Origin of the sequence: Pseudomonas extremorientalis, assembly GCF_024584605.1 — a bacterium.
Taxonomy (GTDB): Bacteria; Pseudomonadota; Gammaproteobacteria; order Pseudomonadales; family Pseudomonadaceae; genus Aquipseudomonas; species Aquipseudomonas extremorientalis.
This window is the reverse complement of record NZ_CP089519.1, coordinates 3,940,696-3,957,571: the sequence shown is the minus strand read 5'-3', so window position 1 is coordinate 3,957,571 and position 16,876 is coordinate 3,940,696. Positions and strand designations below refer to the sequence as shown.

Annotated in this window: 17 protein-coding genes; 10 read left to right on the top strand and 7 right to left on the bottom strand. The window is 63.5% G+C overall.

Features of this window, described 5'->3' with window-relative positions; all coding sequences use genetic code 11:
• Positions 1-58: 58 nt before the first annotated feature.
• The 7 genes from LUU92_RS17715 to LUU92_RS17685 all read right to left on the bottom strand — a co-directional run bounded on the left by LUU92_RS17715 (position 59) and on the right by LUU92_RS17685 (position 7,241).
• Entirely contained in the window at positions 59-397 is a 339-nt protein-coding gene (locus tag LUU92_RS17715; protein ID WP_028616866.1) for a Na+/H+ antiporter subunit G, read from the bottom strand.
• Positions 394-672 (bottom strand): K+/H+ antiporter subunit F, encoded by a 279-nt coding sequence (locus tag LUU92_RS17710; RefSeq protein WP_005789171.1) that lies wholly within the window; start codon positions 670-672, stop codon positions 394-396. The genes LUU92_RS17715 and LUU92_RS17710 overlap by 4 nt, the downstream gene beginning before the upstream one ends.
• Positions 669-1,157, bottom strand: coding sequence for a Na+/H+ antiporter subunit E (locus LUU92_RS17705; RefSeq protein ID WP_071493444.1), 489 nt, complete (start codon positions 1,155-1,157; stop codon positions 669-671). The genes LUU92_RS17710 and LUU92_RS17705 overlap by 4 nt, the downstream gene beginning before the upstream one ends.
• Positions 1,154-2,836 carry a monovalent cation/H+ antiporter subunit D gene (locus LUU92_RS17700; protein ID WP_071491962.1) on the bottom strand — a complete coding sequence of 561 codons (1,683 nt, stop codon included), beginning with the start codon at positions 2,834-2,836 and terminating at the stop codon, positions 1,154-1,156. Before LUU92_RS17700 ends, LUU92_RS17705 begins: the two co-directional genes overlap by 4 nt.
• Positions 2,833-3,177 (bottom strand): Na+/H+ antiporter subunit C, encoded by a 345-nt coding sequence (locus tag LUU92_RS17695; protein ID WP_003174762.1) that lies wholly within the window; start codon positions 3,175-3,177, stop codon positions 2,833-2,835. Before LUU92_RS17695 ends, LUU92_RS17700 begins: the two co-directional genes overlap by 4 nt.
• Positions 3,177-6,098, bottom strand: coding sequence for a monovalent cation/H+ antiporter subunit A (locus LUU92_RS17690; RefSeq protein WP_257102407.1), 2,922 nt, complete (start codon positions 6,096-6,098; stop codon positions 3,177-3,179). Before LUU92_RS17690 ends, LUU92_RS17695 begins: the two co-directional genes overlap by 1 nt.
• Before the next feature lie 213 nt (positions 6,099-6,311).
• Positions 6,312-7,241, bottom strand: coding sequence for a DMT family transporter (locus tag LUU92_RS17685; protein WP_071491960.1), 930 nt, complete (start codon positions 7,239-7,241; stop codon positions 6,312-6,314).
• 92 nt (positions 7,242-7,333) lie between these two features.
• Here LUU92_RS17685 and LUU92_RS17680 point away from each other — a divergent pair, with 92 nt between their 5' ends.
• From LUU92_RS17680 to LUU92_RS17635, 10 genes are all read left to right on the top strand, one after another.
• Positions 7,334-7,897, top strand: coding sequence for a type II toxin-antitoxin system RelB family anti-toxin (locus LUU92_RS17680; protein WP_071491959.1), 564 nt, complete (start codon positions 7,334-7,336; stop codon positions 7,895-7,897).
• A gap of 155 nt (positions 7,898-8,052) precedes the next feature.
• Positions 8,053-9,249: an SfnB family sulfur acquisition oxidoreductase gene (locus tag LUU92_RS17675; protein WP_222541531.1), complete on the top strand. Its 1,197-nt coding sequence runs from the start codon at positions 8,053-8,055 to the stop codon at positions 9,247-9,249.
• Between the two features lie 12 nt (positions 9,250-9,261).
• Complete coding sequence (locus LUU92_RS17670) at positions 9,262-9,588, top strand: acyl-CoA dehydrogenase (protein ID WP_071491957.1); 327 nt, start codon at positions 9,262-9,264, stop codon at positions 9,586-9,588.
• On the top strand, positions 9,588-11,021 hold the full coding sequence (locus LUU92_RS17665) for an LLM class flavin-dependent oxidoreductase (RefSeq protein ID WP_071491956.1): 1,434 nt from the start codon (positions 9,588-9,590) through the stop codon (positions 11,019-11,021). Before LUU92_RS17670 ends, LUU92_RS17665 begins: the two co-directional genes overlap by 1 nt.
• A 112-nt stretch (positions 11,022-11,133) precedes the next feature.
• The gene (locus LUU92_RS17660) at positions 11,134-12,036 is read left to right on the top strand and encodes an AMP-binding protein (protein ID WP_257102406.1); all 903 of its coding nucleotides are present in this window, start codon (positions 11,134-11,136) and stop codon (positions 12,034-12,036) included.
• The gene (locus LUU92_RS17655) at positions 12,033-12,803 is read left to right on the top strand and encodes an ABC transporter ATP-binding protein (protein ID WP_093123966.1); all 771 of its coding nucleotides are present in this window, start codon (positions 12,033-12,035) and stop codon (positions 12,801-12,803) included. The genes LUU92_RS17660 and LUU92_RS17655 overlap by 4 nt, the downstream gene beginning before the upstream one ends.
• Positions 12,803-13,684: a branched-chain amino acid ABC transporter permease gene (locus LUU92_RS17650; protein ID WP_058423839.1), complete on the top strand. Its 882-nt coding sequence runs from the start codon at positions 12,803-12,805 to the stop codon at positions 13,682-13,684. Before LUU92_RS17655 ends, LUU92_RS17650 begins: the two co-directional genes overlap by 1 nt.
• 3 nt (positions 13,685-13,687) lie before the next feature.
• Complete coding sequence (locus tag LUU92_RS17645) at positions 13,688-14,737, top strand: branched-chain amino acid ABC transporter permease (protein ID WP_222541532.1); 1,050 nt, start codon at positions 13,688-13,690, stop codon at positions 14,735-14,737.
• Between the two features lie 21 nt (positions 14,738-14,758).
• The gene (locus LUU92_RS17640; RefSeq protein WP_257102405.1) at positions 14,759-16,099 is read left to right on the top strand and encodes an ABC transporter substrate-binding protein; all 1,341 of its coding nucleotides are present in this window, start codon (positions 14,759-14,761) and stop codon (positions 16,097-16,099) included.
• Between the two features lie 3 nt (positions 16,100-16,102).
• Positions 16,103-16,870: an ABC transporter ATP-binding protein gene (locus tag LUU92_RS17635; RefSeq protein ID WP_222541534.1), complete on the top strand. Its 768-nt coding sequence runs from the start codon at positions 16,103-16,105 to the stop codon at positions 16,868-16,870.
• The last annotated feature ends 6 nt before the right edge of the window (positions 16,871-16,876 follow it).

The window sequence follows — 16,876 nt, the reverse complement described above, 5'->3', positions numbered from 1 at the left end:
CCCACCGCTATCGGGGGCAAGCCCCCTCCCACAGTTCTGACCGTGTTTTCTATAGGGATCAACGGCGGCTGCTGACTTCGGCGGGTACATCATCCCCAGCCATGCGCTTGCGGAACAACGCCGTGCGCGCCAACAGCAACGTGGTCACCGGCACGGTGATCGACAGCAGAATCGGAATCAACCACCCGTGCAACACCGGCCCGGACTTGAGCACCGAAAAATAGATAATCGACGCCAACGCCACACACCACGCTCCCAGCGTCGATGCGAGTGCCGGCGGGTGCATGCGCTGGAAGAAGTCCTTCATGCGCAGCAACCCGATCGCGCCAATCAATGCAAATACACTGCTGAGCACCAGCAGCACGGCCACGACGATTTCCATCCATAACGGCATCATTCAATCACCTCCCCACGCAGCAGGAATTTCGCCAGGGCAAACGAGCCGACGAAGCCGAACAGCGCGATCAGCAGCGCCGCTTCAAAGTAGGTGTCACTGGCATACCGGATACCCAGCACCAGCATCATCAACATCGCCAGGATGTACAGGTAGTCCAGCGCCAGTACCCGGTCCTGGGCTGACGGGCCTTTGAACAGGCGGATAAGCGTCAGCACCATGGCCAGGGAGAACAGGAACAGGCTGAACAGGATCGCATTGGAGAGCAGCGCGCTCATTCGAAGATCTCCATCAGGGGCCGTTCGTAGGTGGTCTTGAAGTGCTCGATGAAAGGCGCCTCGTCGTCCAGGTCGAATACGTGCAAGAGCAGGATGCTGCGGTCCAGCGCCAGTTCCGACCAGATGGTGCCGGGCACCACGGTGGTGATCATCGACAGCGCGGCGAGGCCGTTGGGGTCGCGCAGGTCCAGGGGAATCCTGATGAAGCGCGAACGCGGTGGGCGGGAGCCGCAGGTCAGCACGCCCCAGGCCACTTGCAGGTTGGAGACGATCACGTCACGGCCCACCAGGAAAAACAGGCGGATGATCACGCCGGGGCGACGGATGCGGATCGGCAGTGGTCGCAACGGTGCCATCAGCAGCGGCGCAAGAAAGCCCAGCAGTGCACCCAGCAGCAGGTTGCCCGGGCTGACCGACAGGTTCAGCACCAGCCACAGCACCCACAGCGCCAGGGACAGCCACGGAGCAGGGAACAATCGCTTCATGGTTGCACCTCCAGGGCGGCGGCCTGGGCTTCGGGGCTCGGCACCGGACGCGTGGCCATCACCGCCATCACATAGTGCTCGGGGTTGTTCAGGCTCACGGCAGTGGCCTGGGTGTAGCGCAGCAGTGGTTCCGCCTTGAAGGTCAGCAGGATGCTCAAGCCCAGCAGGAAGAAAATCGGCACGCATTCATAGCGACGCAGTAGCGGCGAAGGGCGTTCTTCCGGGGTCCAGAAGCGCTGGATGCCCAAGCGTGCGAAGGCAATCAACGAGGCTAGGCCGGAGAGAATCAGCAACGCCACCAAGCCCCAGGCGGCTGGCCGGATCGGTTCGTCAATACTCACACCCAGGCCCAGCGGATTGACCAGCGCACTCAACAGACTGAGCTTGCCGATAAACCCGGAGAGCGGCGGCATACCGATGATCAGCAGGGCGCAGGCGATAAAGCTCAAGCCCAGGAACGCCATGGTCCAGGGAATCACCTGGCCGACCACGGCTTGCTGCTCATCATCGAGGTTGACGCCAGGGCGCGGGTGCAGGGATTCCATGGCCTTGGGCAACGCATCGATCTCTTCGTCCAGCGGCAGGTCGTTGGCCGAGCGTGACCGTTCGATCAATTCAGCCAGCAGGAACAGCGCGCTCAAGGCCAAGGTGGAACTGACCAGATAGAACAGCGCGCCCGCCGTCAGGCTTGGTTGGGCGAAACCGACGGCGGACAGCAAGATCCCCGCCGACACCAGGATGCTCAAGCTGGCCATGCGCTCCAGGCGCTGCGCCGCCACCATCGCCAGCGCCGCGCAAATGATGGTCGCCATGCCGCCATACACCAGCCAATCCCCGCCAAACAGCGCCGAAGCACCGGCCTGGCCGGAGAACAGCAGCGTCCACAGGCGCAGCACGGTGTACACGCCGACCTTGGTCATGATCGCAAACATCGCCGCCACCGGCGCACTGGCCGAGGAGTAGGCGGGCGCCAGCCAGAAGTTCAGCGGCCACATGCCGGCCTTGGCCAGGAACGCCGTCGCCAGGATCGCCGCACCGGCATGCAACAGGCCACGATCGGCCTCCGGCACCAGCGGAATTTTCAGCGCCAGGTCAGCGAAGTTCAGCGTGCCGGTGACACCGTAGATCATCGCCGCGCCAATCAGGAACAGCGAAGACGCCAACAGGTTGATCGCAATGTAATGCAACCCCGAAGACACCCGCGCACGCCCGGAGCCATGCAGCATCAGGCCATAGGAGGCCGCCAGCAGCACTTCGAAGAACACGAACAGGTTGAACAGGTCCGCCGTGAGGAAGGCGCCGTACAACCCCATCATCTGGATCTGGAACAGTGCGTGGAAGCTGGTGCCCGCGCGATCCCAACGGGCCATGGCGAACAGCAGCGCACTCACGCCGATGATCCCGGTGAGTACCAGCATCAGCGCCGACAGTTGGTCCACCACCAGCACAATGCCGAATGGCACCTGCCAGTTGCCCGGCAGGTAAACCCCAATCGAGCCTGGGCCGCCTTTTTGCGTCCAGTACAGCAGCAGGATGGCGATGCCCAGGCCGATGACGCTGGAGAACAGATTGATTTTCGCCTTGAGCGGGCGGCGCTTTTCGCCAAGCATCAGCATCAGCGCGGCGGTCAGCAACGGCAGCAGGATCGGTGCGACGATCAGTTGATTCACCCAATTCATTCCTTGGGCTCCCGGCCGTCCACATGGTCGGTGCCGGTCAGGCCCCGGGAGGCGAGCAGCACCACCAGGAACAACGCGGTCATGGCGAAGCTGATCACGATGGCCGTAAGCACCAGGGCCTGGGGCAGCGGATCGGTGTAGTTGAGCAGGTCCTGCGGCACGCCGCCCTTGATGATCGGCTCCTTGCCGATAAACAGGCTGCCCATGCTGAAAATGAACAGGTTGACGCCGTACGAAAGCAGGCACAGGCCCATCACCACCTGGAAGGTCCGTGGCCGCAGGATCAACCAGACGCCGGAAGCCGCCAGGACTCCAATGGCAATTGCGATGACTTCTTCCATCAGGCGGCTCCTTCCGTTGCGGCAACCACTTTGGCCTGGTTGCTCGGTTTATGGGCCCGCACGGACTGGTGACCGAGGGCGGTGAGCATCAGCAGCGTCGAGCCGACGACCATGGCGTACACGCCGACGTCGAAGAACAGCGCGCTGGCGATGTGAATGTCGCCAAGCAATGGCAGGCTGAAATGCCAGGTGTGAGTGGTGAGGAACGGGTAGCCGGCAAACAGCGCGCCGAGCCCGGTCAGGGTTGCCGACAGCAGCCCGAAGCCCATCCAGCGCATCGGCCGCAGGCTCATCTGCGCCTCGACCCATTGCGTACCGGCGACCATGTATTGCAGGATGAACGCCACCGACATCACCAGCCCGGCGACAAACCCGCCACCCGGTTGGTTGTGGCCGCGCATGAACAGGTAGAACGACACCACCAGCGCAATCGGCAGCAGCAGGCGCACCAGCACCGCCGGCACCATCATGAAGCCCAGGGCGGTGTCGCTGGCCTGGCGCGGGTTGACCAGGTCGGTGGCCACGTCCGGCGCCAACTGGCGCTGTTGCGGCGGCAACTCCATGCTCTCTTTTGACGGGCGGAAGCGCCGCAGCAGGGCGTACACCGTCAGCGCCACGGCGCCGAGTACGGTGATTTCGCCCAGGGTGTCGAAGCCCCGGAAGTCCACCAGCATCACGTTCACCACATTGCTGCCGCCGCCTTCGGGCAGGGCGCGGCTGAGGTAGAACGAAGAAATATCGTTGGGCGTCTGGCGCGTCAGCATCGCGTAGGACAGCAACGCCATGCCGCCGCCCACCACGGTCGACAACAGGAAGTCACGCAGGCGACGGATGCGCGCCTTGCGCAGCGAGCTGGGCAGTGGCGACACCTCTTCGATCCGCCTTGGCAGCCAGCGCAGGCCGAGCAGGATCAGCACGGTGGTCACCACTTCGACCACCAACTGGGTCAGCGCCAGGTCCGGCGCCGAGAACCACACGAAGGTCACGCAGGTCATCAGGCCGCACACGCTGACCATGGTCAGGGCCGCCAGCCGGTGGTACTTGGCTTGCCAGGCGGCGCCGAGGGCACAGGCTATCGCCAGCAGCCACAGGGTGACGAACACGATGGAGCCCGGGATCTTCGGGCGGTCGCCCCAACTGAGGCCACTGTTGAGCATCGGGATCATGCCGCCGATCACCGCCACCAGCACCAGCAGGAACAATTGGGTCTGCAGGCGCTTGGTGCTGATGCGTTTCTCGATCCTGCGCACGCCGCGCATCATCACCACCAGGCTGCGCTCGAAGCCGCGCTTGCCGTTGAAGTAGCTGATCACCGGCGGGTACTTGAAGCGGCCACGCTTGAGTTGCTTGCGCAGCAGCAGGTACAGCACCACGCCGCCGGACATGGCCACCAGGCTCATGATCATTGGTGCGTTCCAGCCGTGCCAGATCGCCAGGCTGTACTCCGGCAGCACGCCACCCACTACAGGCAGCGCGGCGGCGGCGAGGATCGAGCCGACCACCTGGGCCGGGAAGATCCCCACCAGCAGGCAGGTGAACACCAGCAACTCGACCGGTGCGCGCATCCAGCGTGGCGGTTCGTGGGGAGTGTGCGGCAGGTTGGTCGCGGTCGGGCCGAAGAACACGTCGACGGTGAAGCGCAGGGCGTAGGCCACGCTGAAGGTACCGGCGATGGTCGCGATCAACGGCAGGGCGAACTCCACCCAGGCCGTCGAGGTGATGAACACGGTTTCGGCGAAGAACATCTCTTTGGACAGGAAACCATTGAGCAACGGCACGCCGGCCATGGACGCACTGGCCACCATCGCCAGGGTCGCGGTAAACGGGATCAACCGCACCAGCCCGCTGAGCTTGCGGATGTCCCGCGTGCCACTTTCATGGTCGATGATGCCCGCGGCCATGAACAGCGAAGCCTTGAACGTGGCGTGGTTGAGGATGTGGAACACGGCTGCGACGGCCGCCAGCGGGCTGTTGAGACCCAGCAGCAAGGTGATCAGCCCGAGGTGGCTGATGGTGGAGTAGGCCAGCAGGCCCTTGAGATCATTCTGGAACATGGCGCAGTAAGCGCCGAGGAGGAGGGTAAGGGCGCCGGCACCGCCGACGATCCAGAACCATTCTTCGCTGCCGGACAGCGACGGCCACAGGCGGGCCAGCAGGAACACGCCGGCCTTCACCATCGTTGCCGAATGCAGGTACGCCGACACCGGCGTAGGGGCCGCCATCGCGTGGGGCAGCCAGAAGTGGAAGGGGAACTGCGCGCTTTTGCTCAAGGCGCCGATCAGCACCAGGGCCAGCATGACCGGGTACAGCGAATGCGCGCGGATCTGCTCACCCGCCGCCAGTACCTGGTCCAGGTCATAGCTGCCGACGATATGCCCCAGCAACATTACGCCCGCCAGCAGGCACAGGCCGCCGGCGCCGGTGACCATCAGCGCCATGTACGCCCCACGGCGCGCATCGGCGCGGTGGTGCCAGTAGCCGATCAGCAGGAACGAGAACAGGCTGGTCAGTTCCCAGAAGAACACGATCTGGATCAGGTTGCCGGAGATCACCAGCCCGAGCATGGCCCCCATGAAGGCCAGGAAAAACGCGAAGAAGCGCGGCACCGGATCGTCCGGCGACATGTAATAGCGCGCATACAGCGACACCAGCGTGCCGATGCCCAGCACCAGCATCGAGAACAGCCAGGCAAACCCATCCATGCGCAGCACGAAGTTCAGCCCGAGGCTGGGCAACCACATGAATTCTTCGCGGATCACGCCACCGTGGGCGATCTGGGGGTAGAGCAGGGCGACTTGAATAGTGCCGACCAGGGCCACCAGGCCGGCCAGCAGGGATTCGGTGTTACGTGCATTGTGCGGCAGCAAGGCCGCCAGACAGCTGCCAATGAACGGCAGAAGCAGTAGAACTATCAGGGACATAGGCTTCTAATCTGCGGGAGTTTGGGATGCATCATACGTGCCGCTTTCACGATCACCAAACGGCAAGATGTGGCAGGATCCTACAAGCTAAGCCGAAATCGCCCATTTGGCATTGTTTCAGGTAACCCGATTCGGGCACGCGACACCGCCCCCCCTGTGGGAGCCGGGCTTGCCCGCGATGGCGATCTGACAGCCACTGCAAGTACTCGGACCTTATCCCTGCTGTTCCTGTTCCCTCTCATCGCGCAATTCCAGGGCCTTCTGCCCCTTGGTCTTCATCTCGCTGACAATCACCGCCAACACAATCAACGCCGCCCCCACCATCGCGATCGGCGGGAAGCGTTCCCCGGCAATCCGCCCGACCACGCCGGCCCACACCGGCTCACCGGCATAAATCAACGTGGCGCGGGTCGGCGAAACACTTTGCTGCGCCCAATTCATCGCCACCTGGATCACCGCACTGGTCAAACCCAGGCCCACCGCGCTGAACAGCAGCAACCACGAAAACCCCGGCAGCGCCTCGCCCATTGGCACCACCATCAGGAACGACAGCAACGACGCCGTGGCCAGTTGCACCACGGTCACCCGACGCACGTCCACCTGCCCGGCAAAGGCGCTGATCAGGATGATCTCCGCCGCGATTGCCACCGCACCGATCAACGTGGCGATTTCACCGGGACTGAAATTCAGCGAAGCCCCCGCCGGCCCGGTCAGCAGCATCAAGCCGGTAAACGCCAGCATAATACCGATGCTCGGCATCAACCCCGGGCGACGGCCCAGCACCAGCCATTGCAACAGCGGTACGAACGGCACATATAACGCCGTGATAAACGCCGATTGACTGCTCAAGATGGTCTGCAAGCCAATGGTTTGCAGCCCGTAGCCAAACATGATCGCCACACCGATAAACACCCCGGCTTTCAATTCGAACAGCGTCAGGTCGCGCAACGTGCGCAAGGAAAAGCACCCCACCACAATCGCCGCGGCGGCAAAGCGCAAACCGACAAAAAACATCGGCCCGCTGACCGTCATTGCGTGCTGCACCAGCAAAAACGTGCCGCCCCAGATCATGGTGATCACCACCAGGATGCATTCGGCTTTGCTGAAACGGTTGAAACGAGGGGAGGCGGTCGGGGTGGTCATGGCGGCTCGGTCTTGCAAGGGAAAGGCACGGACCGCACAATGCGCCGCACGCTGGGCAGTATACTGCGCACACCCACCCATTGAGCAATATAGTGCACAAAGAAAATCCCCACCGGGCTTCGGTCCTGCAGCACGTCAGCCAGAACGTCCGTCGCCTGCGGCATGCCGCCGACCTGAGCCAGACTGCGCTCTCGGAAAAATCCGGCGTCAGCCGGCGCATGCTGGTGGCCATCGAGGCGGGCGAAAAGAACGTCAGCTTGTCCACCCTCGACCGCGTGGCCGAAGCGTTGGACGTGGCGTTCAGTGACCTGATCCAGGCGCCGGATGCCCCCGACCACAGCCGCATCAACGAACTGGCCTGGGCCGGTGACATTCCCGGCAGCAAGGCGGTGTTGCTGGCCAAGGCCACGGCGCGGCGCGAGGTCGAGTTGTGGGAAATGCAATTGGAGCCGGGCGATCGCTACAACCCTGACCCCGACCCGGATGGCTGGAGCGTGCAGTTGTTCGTATTCCAAGGCTGCCTCACGCTGCTGGTGGGCGATGAAGAAAAGCGCGTCGCCGCCGGTGAGTTTTATATGTTCGCCAGCCGGAACGTGCATGGTTATCGCAATGACGGCGACATGGCGGTGCGCTTTGTGCGCAACGTGGTGATCTAACTGTTCTTCCGGCAACAGTGGATGGACACTTTGCTGGTTTGAAACGCGCTCGGCTGCGCTGAAATGCCAGCAACTCGCTGATTTTATTGGCGATTAGATTCAGGCACGACTCCTGCAATCACCCAGGTAATCCCCTCGGAGCCTGGAGTCGGCCCATGTCAGCCCACCCTCAACACCCTGCCCATATCATCCGCTCGGACGCGGAGGCCATCGAGGTCGCCACGCGCCTGGCCAAACGCTTTGCCGTCGAGGCCAGTGCGCGCGACCGTGAGCGGCGCCTGCCGGTGGCCGAGCTCGACGAGTTCTCCGCGAGCGGCCTGTGGGGCATCACTATTCCCAAAGCGTACGGCGGCGCAGGCGTGTCCTATGTGACCGTGGCCGAGGTAATCAAGCTGATCTCCGCCGCCGATCCGTCCCTGGGGCAGATTCCGCAGAACCACCTGGGCGTGGTGGACATCCTGCTGCAAACCGCGACCGAGGCACAAAAACGGTACTACTTCGGCAAAGTCCTCCAGGGCTATCGCTTCGGCAACGCCTTCTCCGAAGCCAAGAGCAAGAACGCCGGCACCTTCGACACGCAGATTCGCTTCCATGGCGACACCGCGCAAATCAACGGCGAGAAGTTCTACTGCACCGGCGCGCTGTTCGCCCATCTGGTGCCCACCGTCGGCAACAATGAAGACGGCCAGGCCTTTATTGCCTTTGTCGAACGCGACGCGCCCGGCCTGAACGTGATCGACAGCTGGGACGGCTTCGGCCAGCGCACCACCGCCAGCGGCGGCGTGACCCTCGATGGCGTCAGCGTGCCCTTGAGCGCGGTAATCCCGGCCCACCTGGCCTTCGACCAGCCCACCGCCAACGGCCCGATCTCGCAGATCATTCAGGCGGCGGTCGATACCGGTATTGCCGTTGGCGCTTTGGAGCAGGCGAAAATCTACGCACGCCAGGCGCGGCCCTGGATCGACAGCCAACAGGATCACGGCTGGCAGGACCCGTTCACCATCGCCGCCATCGGCGACCTGGAATGGCGCGTGCACGGCACCGAAGCCATCCTCGCCAAAGCGGGGGAAGCGGTGGACCGCGCCCTCGCCGAGCCCGGCGAAGACAGCGTCGCCCACGCCTCACTGGTGGTCGCCCAAGCCAAAGTCCTTTCTGCCGAAACCGCCTTGCTCGCCAGTAGCAAACTGTTCGAACTGGCCGGCACCCGCTCGGTCACCGGCAAGCACAACCTCGACCGCTTCTGGCGCAATGCACGCACCCACACTCTGCACGACCCGGCGCGCTGGAAATACCACCTGATCGGCAACTATGTGCTCAACGGCGTAAAACCTGCGCGCCACGCCTGGAACTGAGGAACCTCACCCATGACTGCACTGACCCTTGCGCGCCAACTGCTGGACAGCACCCGCCGTCACGTTGAAAACAGTACTGACCCCTACGTGATCAGCCGCTTCGGCGACTTGCAGATTCGCGTCGATGTGGCCGCGGCCTTGTTTGAACGCGCCGAAACCCATCCAGGCCCGGTGGCGTTGACCGAAGCGCAAATCGCCGCCGCAGAGGCGCTGATCGCCGCGAGCAACGCCGAGTTCGAACTCACCGGCCAACGCACCGCACTGCCGTCGAGCCTTGATGACCCGCTGCGTACGAAGTACCAGATCGTCGGCAACTACCACCTCAACGGAGTGCTTTGATGTCCCGTGAAATCCGCTTGAACGCCTTCGACATGAATTGTGTCGGCCACCAGTCGCCGGGCCTGTGGGCGCATCCGCGTGACCGTTCGTGGCAGTACAAGGACCTGGAATATTGGACCGACCTCGCCAGGATCCTTGAACGCGGCAAGTTCGACGGCCTGTTTATCGCCGACGTGCTGGGCATCTATGACGTGTACAACGGCAACGGCGACGCGGCGATTCGCCAGGCCACCCAAGTGCCGGTCAACGACCCGCTGTCGCTGATCGCACCGATGGCCTTGGTCACCGAACACCTGGGCTTCGGCCTGACCGCTTCGTTGTCGTTCGAACATCCGTACCCGTTCGCCCGCCGTCTCTCGACCCTGGACCACCTCACCAAGGGCCGCATCGGCTGGAACATCGTCACCTCCTACCTGGAAAGTGGCGCCAAGAATCTCGGCCAGAAGGCCCAGACCGAGCACGATGCGCGCTACGACTACGCCGAGGAATACCTGGAGGTCTGCTACAAACTCTGGGAAGGCAGTTGGGAGGAGGGCGCCGTGTTGCGTGACCGCGAACGGCGGATTTTCAGCGACCCGAGCAAGATCCACGAGATCCGCCACGTCGGCAAACACTTCCAGGTGCCCGGCATTCACCTCTGCGAACCGTCGCCGCAGCGCACGCCAGTGCTCTACCAGGCGGGCGCGTCGAGCCGTGGCAAGCAGTTCGCCGCCGAACAGGCCGAGTGCGTCTTCGTTGCCGCGCCGTCCAAGGTGCTGCTGAAAAAGACCGTGGCCGACATCCGCCGACGTGCGGCCGAAGCCGGGCGCGATCCGAAGAAAATCCTGATCTTCAACTTGCAGACGGTGATCGTCGGCGAAACCGATGCCAAGGCCAAAGCCAAGTTCGAGGAGTACAAATCCTATGTCAGCTATGAAGGCGCCATGGCGCTGATTTCCGGCTGGACCGGCATCGACTTCAGCCAATTCAAACCGGATGAGCCACTCAGGCACGTGCATACCAACGCCATTCAATCGGCGGTAGAGGCGTTCTCTACGGCCGATCCGAACAAGGTCTGGACCCCGAATGAGCTGGCCGACTGGGTCGGTATCGGCGGCTTTGGCCCGCTGTTCGTCGGCGGCCCGGAAACCGTCGCGGACCTTTTGCAGGAATGGGTCGAAGAGACCGATGTGGACGGCTTCAACCTGGCCTACGCCCTGACCCACGAGACCTTCATCGACGCCGTGGACCTGCTGGTGCCGGAGTTGCAGAAGCGCGGGGTGTACAAGACCGAGTATGCCCAGGGCACGTTGCGCGAGAAGTTGTTTGGCGACGGCGCAAGGTTGGCCTCCAACCACCCTGGTGCCGGCTACCGCAATTTATCTGACGCGCACATAACCAATGTGGGAGGGGGCTTGCCCCCGATAGCGGCAGTCCAGTCAAAGCACTTGTGACTGACACACCGCCATCGGGGGCAAGCCCCCTCCCACAGTAGATCGGTGTTGATCCAAATAATCCAGCCAGCGGACCACCGCACGCACACACACCAATAGGAGCACTACCCCTATGAGCGTGCACGAACTCAAATGCCCACTGGCCGTGGAGTGGCCCGCCGAATGGCTCGGCCACCTGCCCAAGGCCCTCGAACAACTGCACCACTGGGCGCAGATTACGCCGCTGCACACCGCCCTGCGCCACAAGCGCCAGGGGCAGTGGTACGCATGGCGCTGGATCGACGCCTTGCGCGATGTGGAGCGCCTGGCCGATGGCTTGCGCCAGCAGGGGGTCAGCGAGCAATCGCGGCTGGCCCTCAGCGGGGCGTTCGAGCCGAACCTGCTGTTGCTGGCCCTGGCGGCGCAATCCATCGGCGCGCAGGTGCTGACCCTGGCCGATGACCTGGAGCCCGAGGCGCTGCAACACCACCTGTGGCGCATTCGCCCGACCCATTCCTATGTGCAGTGCCGCCAGACTGCGCGGCACTGGCAGTCGGCCAACTTGTTGGATTTTGCGCAGTTGCTCGGCCCGTTGGCGCCGACGCAACACTTGGCACGCTGGTGGCAGCCCACGGGTGAAACCCTGTTGTGGAGCGAAGAGGGCACCCACTGGCAGGGCGGTCTGGCGGTGGTGCTGGAGCAATGGCTGAACAGCGGTCACGGTCTGGCCTTCCCTGAAAGCCTGGCCTCGGCGCGGCGCGACCGCAGCGAAGTCGCACCCACCGGCCTGCTGTTGTCGCCCGCACGCTTGCAGCACCTGGCCGACGAGATCGAAAGCCGCCTGGCGCCCCACGGCACCTGGCGCCGACGCTTATGCGACTGGGCCATCGCCCACCCGCAAAGCGGCCTGCGGCGCCTGCTGAAAAACCGCGTGCGCCGGCTCCTGGGTTTCCAGCGCCTGGCGTACATCTGGCAACCCGTCAAAGCCGCCCATTCACCGGTATGGCTGGCGGAATTCAAACGGGACATCGCATGAGCCAGGCCATTTTGCAGGTGCGGAATATCTCGCTGTCGTTCAAGGGGGTCAAGGCGATCAATGCCTTGTCCTTCGAGGTGTTGCGCGGCGAGATCTGCGCGTTGATCGGGCCGAATGGTGCCGGCAAGAGTTCGCTGCTCAATGTGCTCAATGGCGTGTATCGCTTCGATGCCGGCGAGATTGTGTTCGAAGACCAGCACTTTCACCGTATCGATCCGTTGGGCGCCGCGCGCCGCGGCATTGGGCGCACGTTCCAGAACAACGCGCTGTTCAAGAAAATGAGCGTGCTCGACAACATCCTCACCGGCCTGTCGCGGCATATGCGCAGCAGCTTTATCGAACAGGCCCTGGGCTTGCCTCGCGCACGCCGGGAAGCCGAAGCGTTCCGGTTGCGCGCCCAAGGCATTCTCGAATTCCTGGAACTGCAAGCCCACCGCGATGTGCTGGTGGGCAACCTGTCCTACGGCCTGCAAAAACGCGTGGAACTGGGCCGGGCGTTGATCGCAGGGCCGAGCTTGTTGCTGCTGGACGAGCCCATGGCCGGCATGAACGCCGAGGAAAAACAGGAAATGGCGCGCTTCGTTGCCGACGTCAACCGCGACCTCGGCACCACCGTGGTGTTGATCGAACACGACATGGGCGTGGTCATGGGCCTGTCCGACCATGTGGTGGTGCTCGACTACGGGCGCAAGGTCGGCGACGGCACGCCGGCGCAAGTGCAGGCCAACCCCGAGGTGATCGCGGCTTACCTGGGAGTGGTGCACTGATGACGTTTTTCTTTGAAACCCTGCTCGGCGGCCTGCTCGCCGGCACCATGTATTCGTTGGTCGCCATCGGCTTCGTGCTGATCTACAAGGCCAGTGGCGTGTTCAATTTTGCCCAGGGCGCGATGCTGCTGTTTGCTGCACTGACGTTCGTCAGCCTGCATGACCAGGGCGTGCCGTTTGCCCTGGCGTTGCTGCTCACGGTGATTGTGATGAGTGTCGGCGCCTTGCTGATCGAGCGCCTGGTGCTGCGGCCATTGGTGAACCGTTCGCAGATCACCTTGTTCATGGCCACGCTGGGCCTGTCGTTCATTATCGAGGGCCTGGCCCAGGGGTTGATGGGCTCCCAGGTGCGGGCGCTGGACCTGGGCATCGACGACGTACCGCTGTTCGTCGGCCCGCTGATGCTCAGCCAGTTCGACCTGATCGCTGCCGCCGCTGCGGTGGTGCTGGTGACGGTGCTGGCGCTGCTGTTCAACAAGACCCGCATCGGCGTGTCGCTGCGCGCGGTGGCGGATGACACCACGGCGGCGCTGTCCATCGGCATCAACCTCAACCGCATCTGGCAGATCGTCTGGGCGGTGGCCGGCATCGTCGGGCTGGTGGCCGGGCTGCTGTGGGGCGCGCGCCAGGGGGTGCAGTTCTCGTTGTCGCTGGTGGTGCTCAAGGCCTTGCCGGTGTTGATCATCGGCGGCTTTACCTCGATTGGCGGGGCGATTGTCGGCGGGCTGATTGTCGGCGCGGCGGAGAACCTTGCCGAGGTGTACATCGGCCCGTTGATCGGCGGCGGTATCACGCCATGGTTCGCCTATGTTCTGGCCCTGGCCTTCCTGTATATCCGCCCCGCCGGCCTGTTCGGCGAGCGCGCCATCGAGCGAGTCTGAAACATGTCGATCCCTCTTGCACAACACACCGCGCCGTTGCTGCTGATTCAGCGGCGCATCCCCTGGGCCTTGATTGGCCTGCTGGCACTGGCCTTTATCGGGGTGCCGCTGTGGGGCAATGACTATTGGCTGAACGCGATCCTGATCCCGTTTCTGGTGCTGTCATTGGCCGGGCTGGGCCTGAACCTGCTCACCGGCTATACCGGGCAGACCTCGGTGGGCGCGGCCGGCTTCATGGCCGTCGGTGCGTTTGCCACCTACGGTTTTCTGCTGCGCCTGCCGGAGCTGGGGTTGCCGGTGGCGCTGCTCGGCGGCGGGGTCATCAGTGCGTTGGTCGGCCTGCTGTTCGGCCTGCCCAGCTCGCGGATCAAGGGCTTCTACCTGATGGTCACCACCCTGGCTGCGCAGTTTTTCCTGGAGTGGCTGTTCGTCAAGTTTCCCTGGTTCTACAACTACGGTTCGTCCGGGACCATTTCCGCGCCCAGGCTAGCGCTGTTCGGCCATGACCTCAACACACCGCTGGGCCGCTACCTGCTGACCCTGGTCACGGTACTGCTGCTGACCTGGACCGCGATCAACCTGGTGCGCAGCCAGGTCGGCCGCAACTGGATGGCGATCCGCGACATGGACACCGCCGCCGCCGTGGTCGGCATTCCGGTGGTGCGCTACAAGCGCCTGGCGTTCGCGGTCAGTTCGTTCTACCTGGGCATAGCCGGTGCGCTGTGGGCGTTCGCCTACCTGGGCACCGCCAGCGCCAGTAGCTTTGATATCAATCGCTCCTTCCAGATCCTGTTCATCATCATTATCGGCGGCATGGGCAGCATCGCCGGCAACTTTGTCGGGGCGGCGTTCATCAGTTTGCTGCCGATCTTCCTCAGCCATGCCGGGCAGGCGTTGTTCGGCGGCTCGGTGGATGCGGGGCAGTTGCAGAACCTGCAGAAAATCATCTTTGGCGTGTTGATCATCGTGTTCCTGATCAAGGAACCCGAGGGCTTGATTCGCCTGTTGCACAACTTGCGTGACCGCGTGCGGCAGTGGCCGCTGCGTTTCTGACATTCCCTTAAGAGAATCCCTATGCGTGCATCCTTGAAACGTTCCTTGATCGGCGCCGCGTTTACGCTGGCAACCTTGGCCGGTGCAGTCCCCCAGGCAATGGCCTCGCCGGACCAGCAATTCATTCCCCTGGCGACCTATCGTGTGGGCGCCTATGCGTCCAGCGGCGTGCAGGTGTGGGCCGGGATGATCGATTACCTGCGTTACATCAACGAGGTCGAAGGTGGCATCAACGGCGTCAAGCTGGTGTGGCAGGAATGCGAGACCGAGTGGACGGCAGAGAAGGGCATCGAGTGCTACGAGCGCTTCAAGCATGGCCTGGATGGCGCGCCTGTCGCGGTGTACCAGCCCAATGGCGCGCCGGCGGCGTATGCGCTGAGCGAGCGGGCCGAGGTGGACAAGATCCCGCTGATCACCCTCGGCTACGGCCGCACCGAAGCCACCGACGGCACGGTGTTCCCGTATAACTTCCCGGTGATGCTGACGTTCTACAGCGAAGCGTCGACGCTGGTGAACTACATCGCACAGCGTGAAGGCGGTTTCGACAAGCTCAAGGGCAAGAAGATCGCCACGGTCTACCACGACTCGGCCTACGGTCGCGAAACCCTCGGCCCGCTCAAGTTGCTGGCGGAAAAATACGGCTTCGAAAACATCCAGATCCCGGTCGCCGACCCCGGCAACGAGCAGTCTGCGCAATGGCGCCAGGTGCGCCAGGCCAACCCGGACTGGGTGTTCCTGCGCACCTGGGGCGTGTCCACGCCGGTGGCGGTGAAGACCGCCGCGCGCTTCGGCTTTCCGGTGGACCACATCATCGGCGACATCTGGGCCAGTTCCAGTGAAGACGTATTGCCCGCAGGCGCCGCCGCCAAAGGCTACCTGGCCCTTACGCCATACCCGGCCGGGGCTGATTTCGAGATCCACAAACGCCTCAAGCAATACATCCTCGACAAGGGCCACAGTGACCTCAAGGACCTGAAGAACTTCGGCAGCGTCTACTACAATTCCGGCCTGGTGAACGCCGCCGTGGCGGTGGAGGCGATCCGCACCGGCCAGGCCAAGTTCGGCAAGCGCCCGCTCAATGGCGAAGAAGGCCGCTGGGGCCTGGAACACCTGAACATCGACGATGCGCGCTTGAAGGACATGGGCTACCTGGGCCTGATGCAGAACCTCAAGCTGTCGTGCCGCGATCACGAAGGCGGCGGCTCGGCGCGGGTGCAGCAGTGGGACGGCGCCAACTGGACGCTGATCAGTGAGTGGATCGCCGCCGACCGTGGGTTGTTGCGCCCGTTGATCGATGAAAAGTCGGCAGCGTTCGCCAAGGAAAAAGGCCTGACGCCACGCACCTGTACCGGGGACGAATAAATCATGCGCCAGCCCGCCACCGATGCCGCGCAGTCGTCGCTGCTGACGGTCAACGATATCGAAGTGATCTACGACGGCGCGATCCTCGCGGTGGCCGGAGTGTCGCTGAGCGTGCCCAAGGGGGCCATTGTGGCCTTGCTCGGTGCCAATGGCGCCGGCAAGAGCACCACGCTCAAGGCCATCTCCGGGCTGGTACGTGCCGAGCGGGCCGAGGTCAGCCGCGGCGTGATCGAATACGCCGGTGCCGACCTGGCCGGCATCGACCCCAGCCAGCGCGTGCGCCAGGGCATGGTGCACGTGTTGGAAGGCCGCCATGTGTTCGGCCAACTGAGCGTGGAAGACAACCTGCGCAGCGGCGGCTTTGTGCGACGCCTGAGTCGCCGGGACCTGGAGCACGACCTGGAACGCGTCTACGCCTGGTTCCCACGGCTCAAGACCAAGCGCCATACCCGCGCCGGCCTCACCTCCGGCGGCGAGCAGCAGATGGTCGCCATCGGCCGGGCGTTGATGACCCGTCCTACTTTGGTACTGCTCGACGAGCCGTCCATGGGGTTGGCGCCTATGATCGTGCAGGAGATTTTCGCGATCATCGCGCAGCTCAACCGTGAGCAGCAGGTGAGCTTCCTGATCGCCGAGCAGAACATCAACGTCGCGCTGAACTATGCGTCCCACGGCTACGTATTGGATACTGGGCGCGTGGCCTTGAGTGGCAGCGCCGCTGAGCTGTTGGCGCGGGGCGACTTGCATGACATTTACCTGGGCAAACAGTAAGGGCGA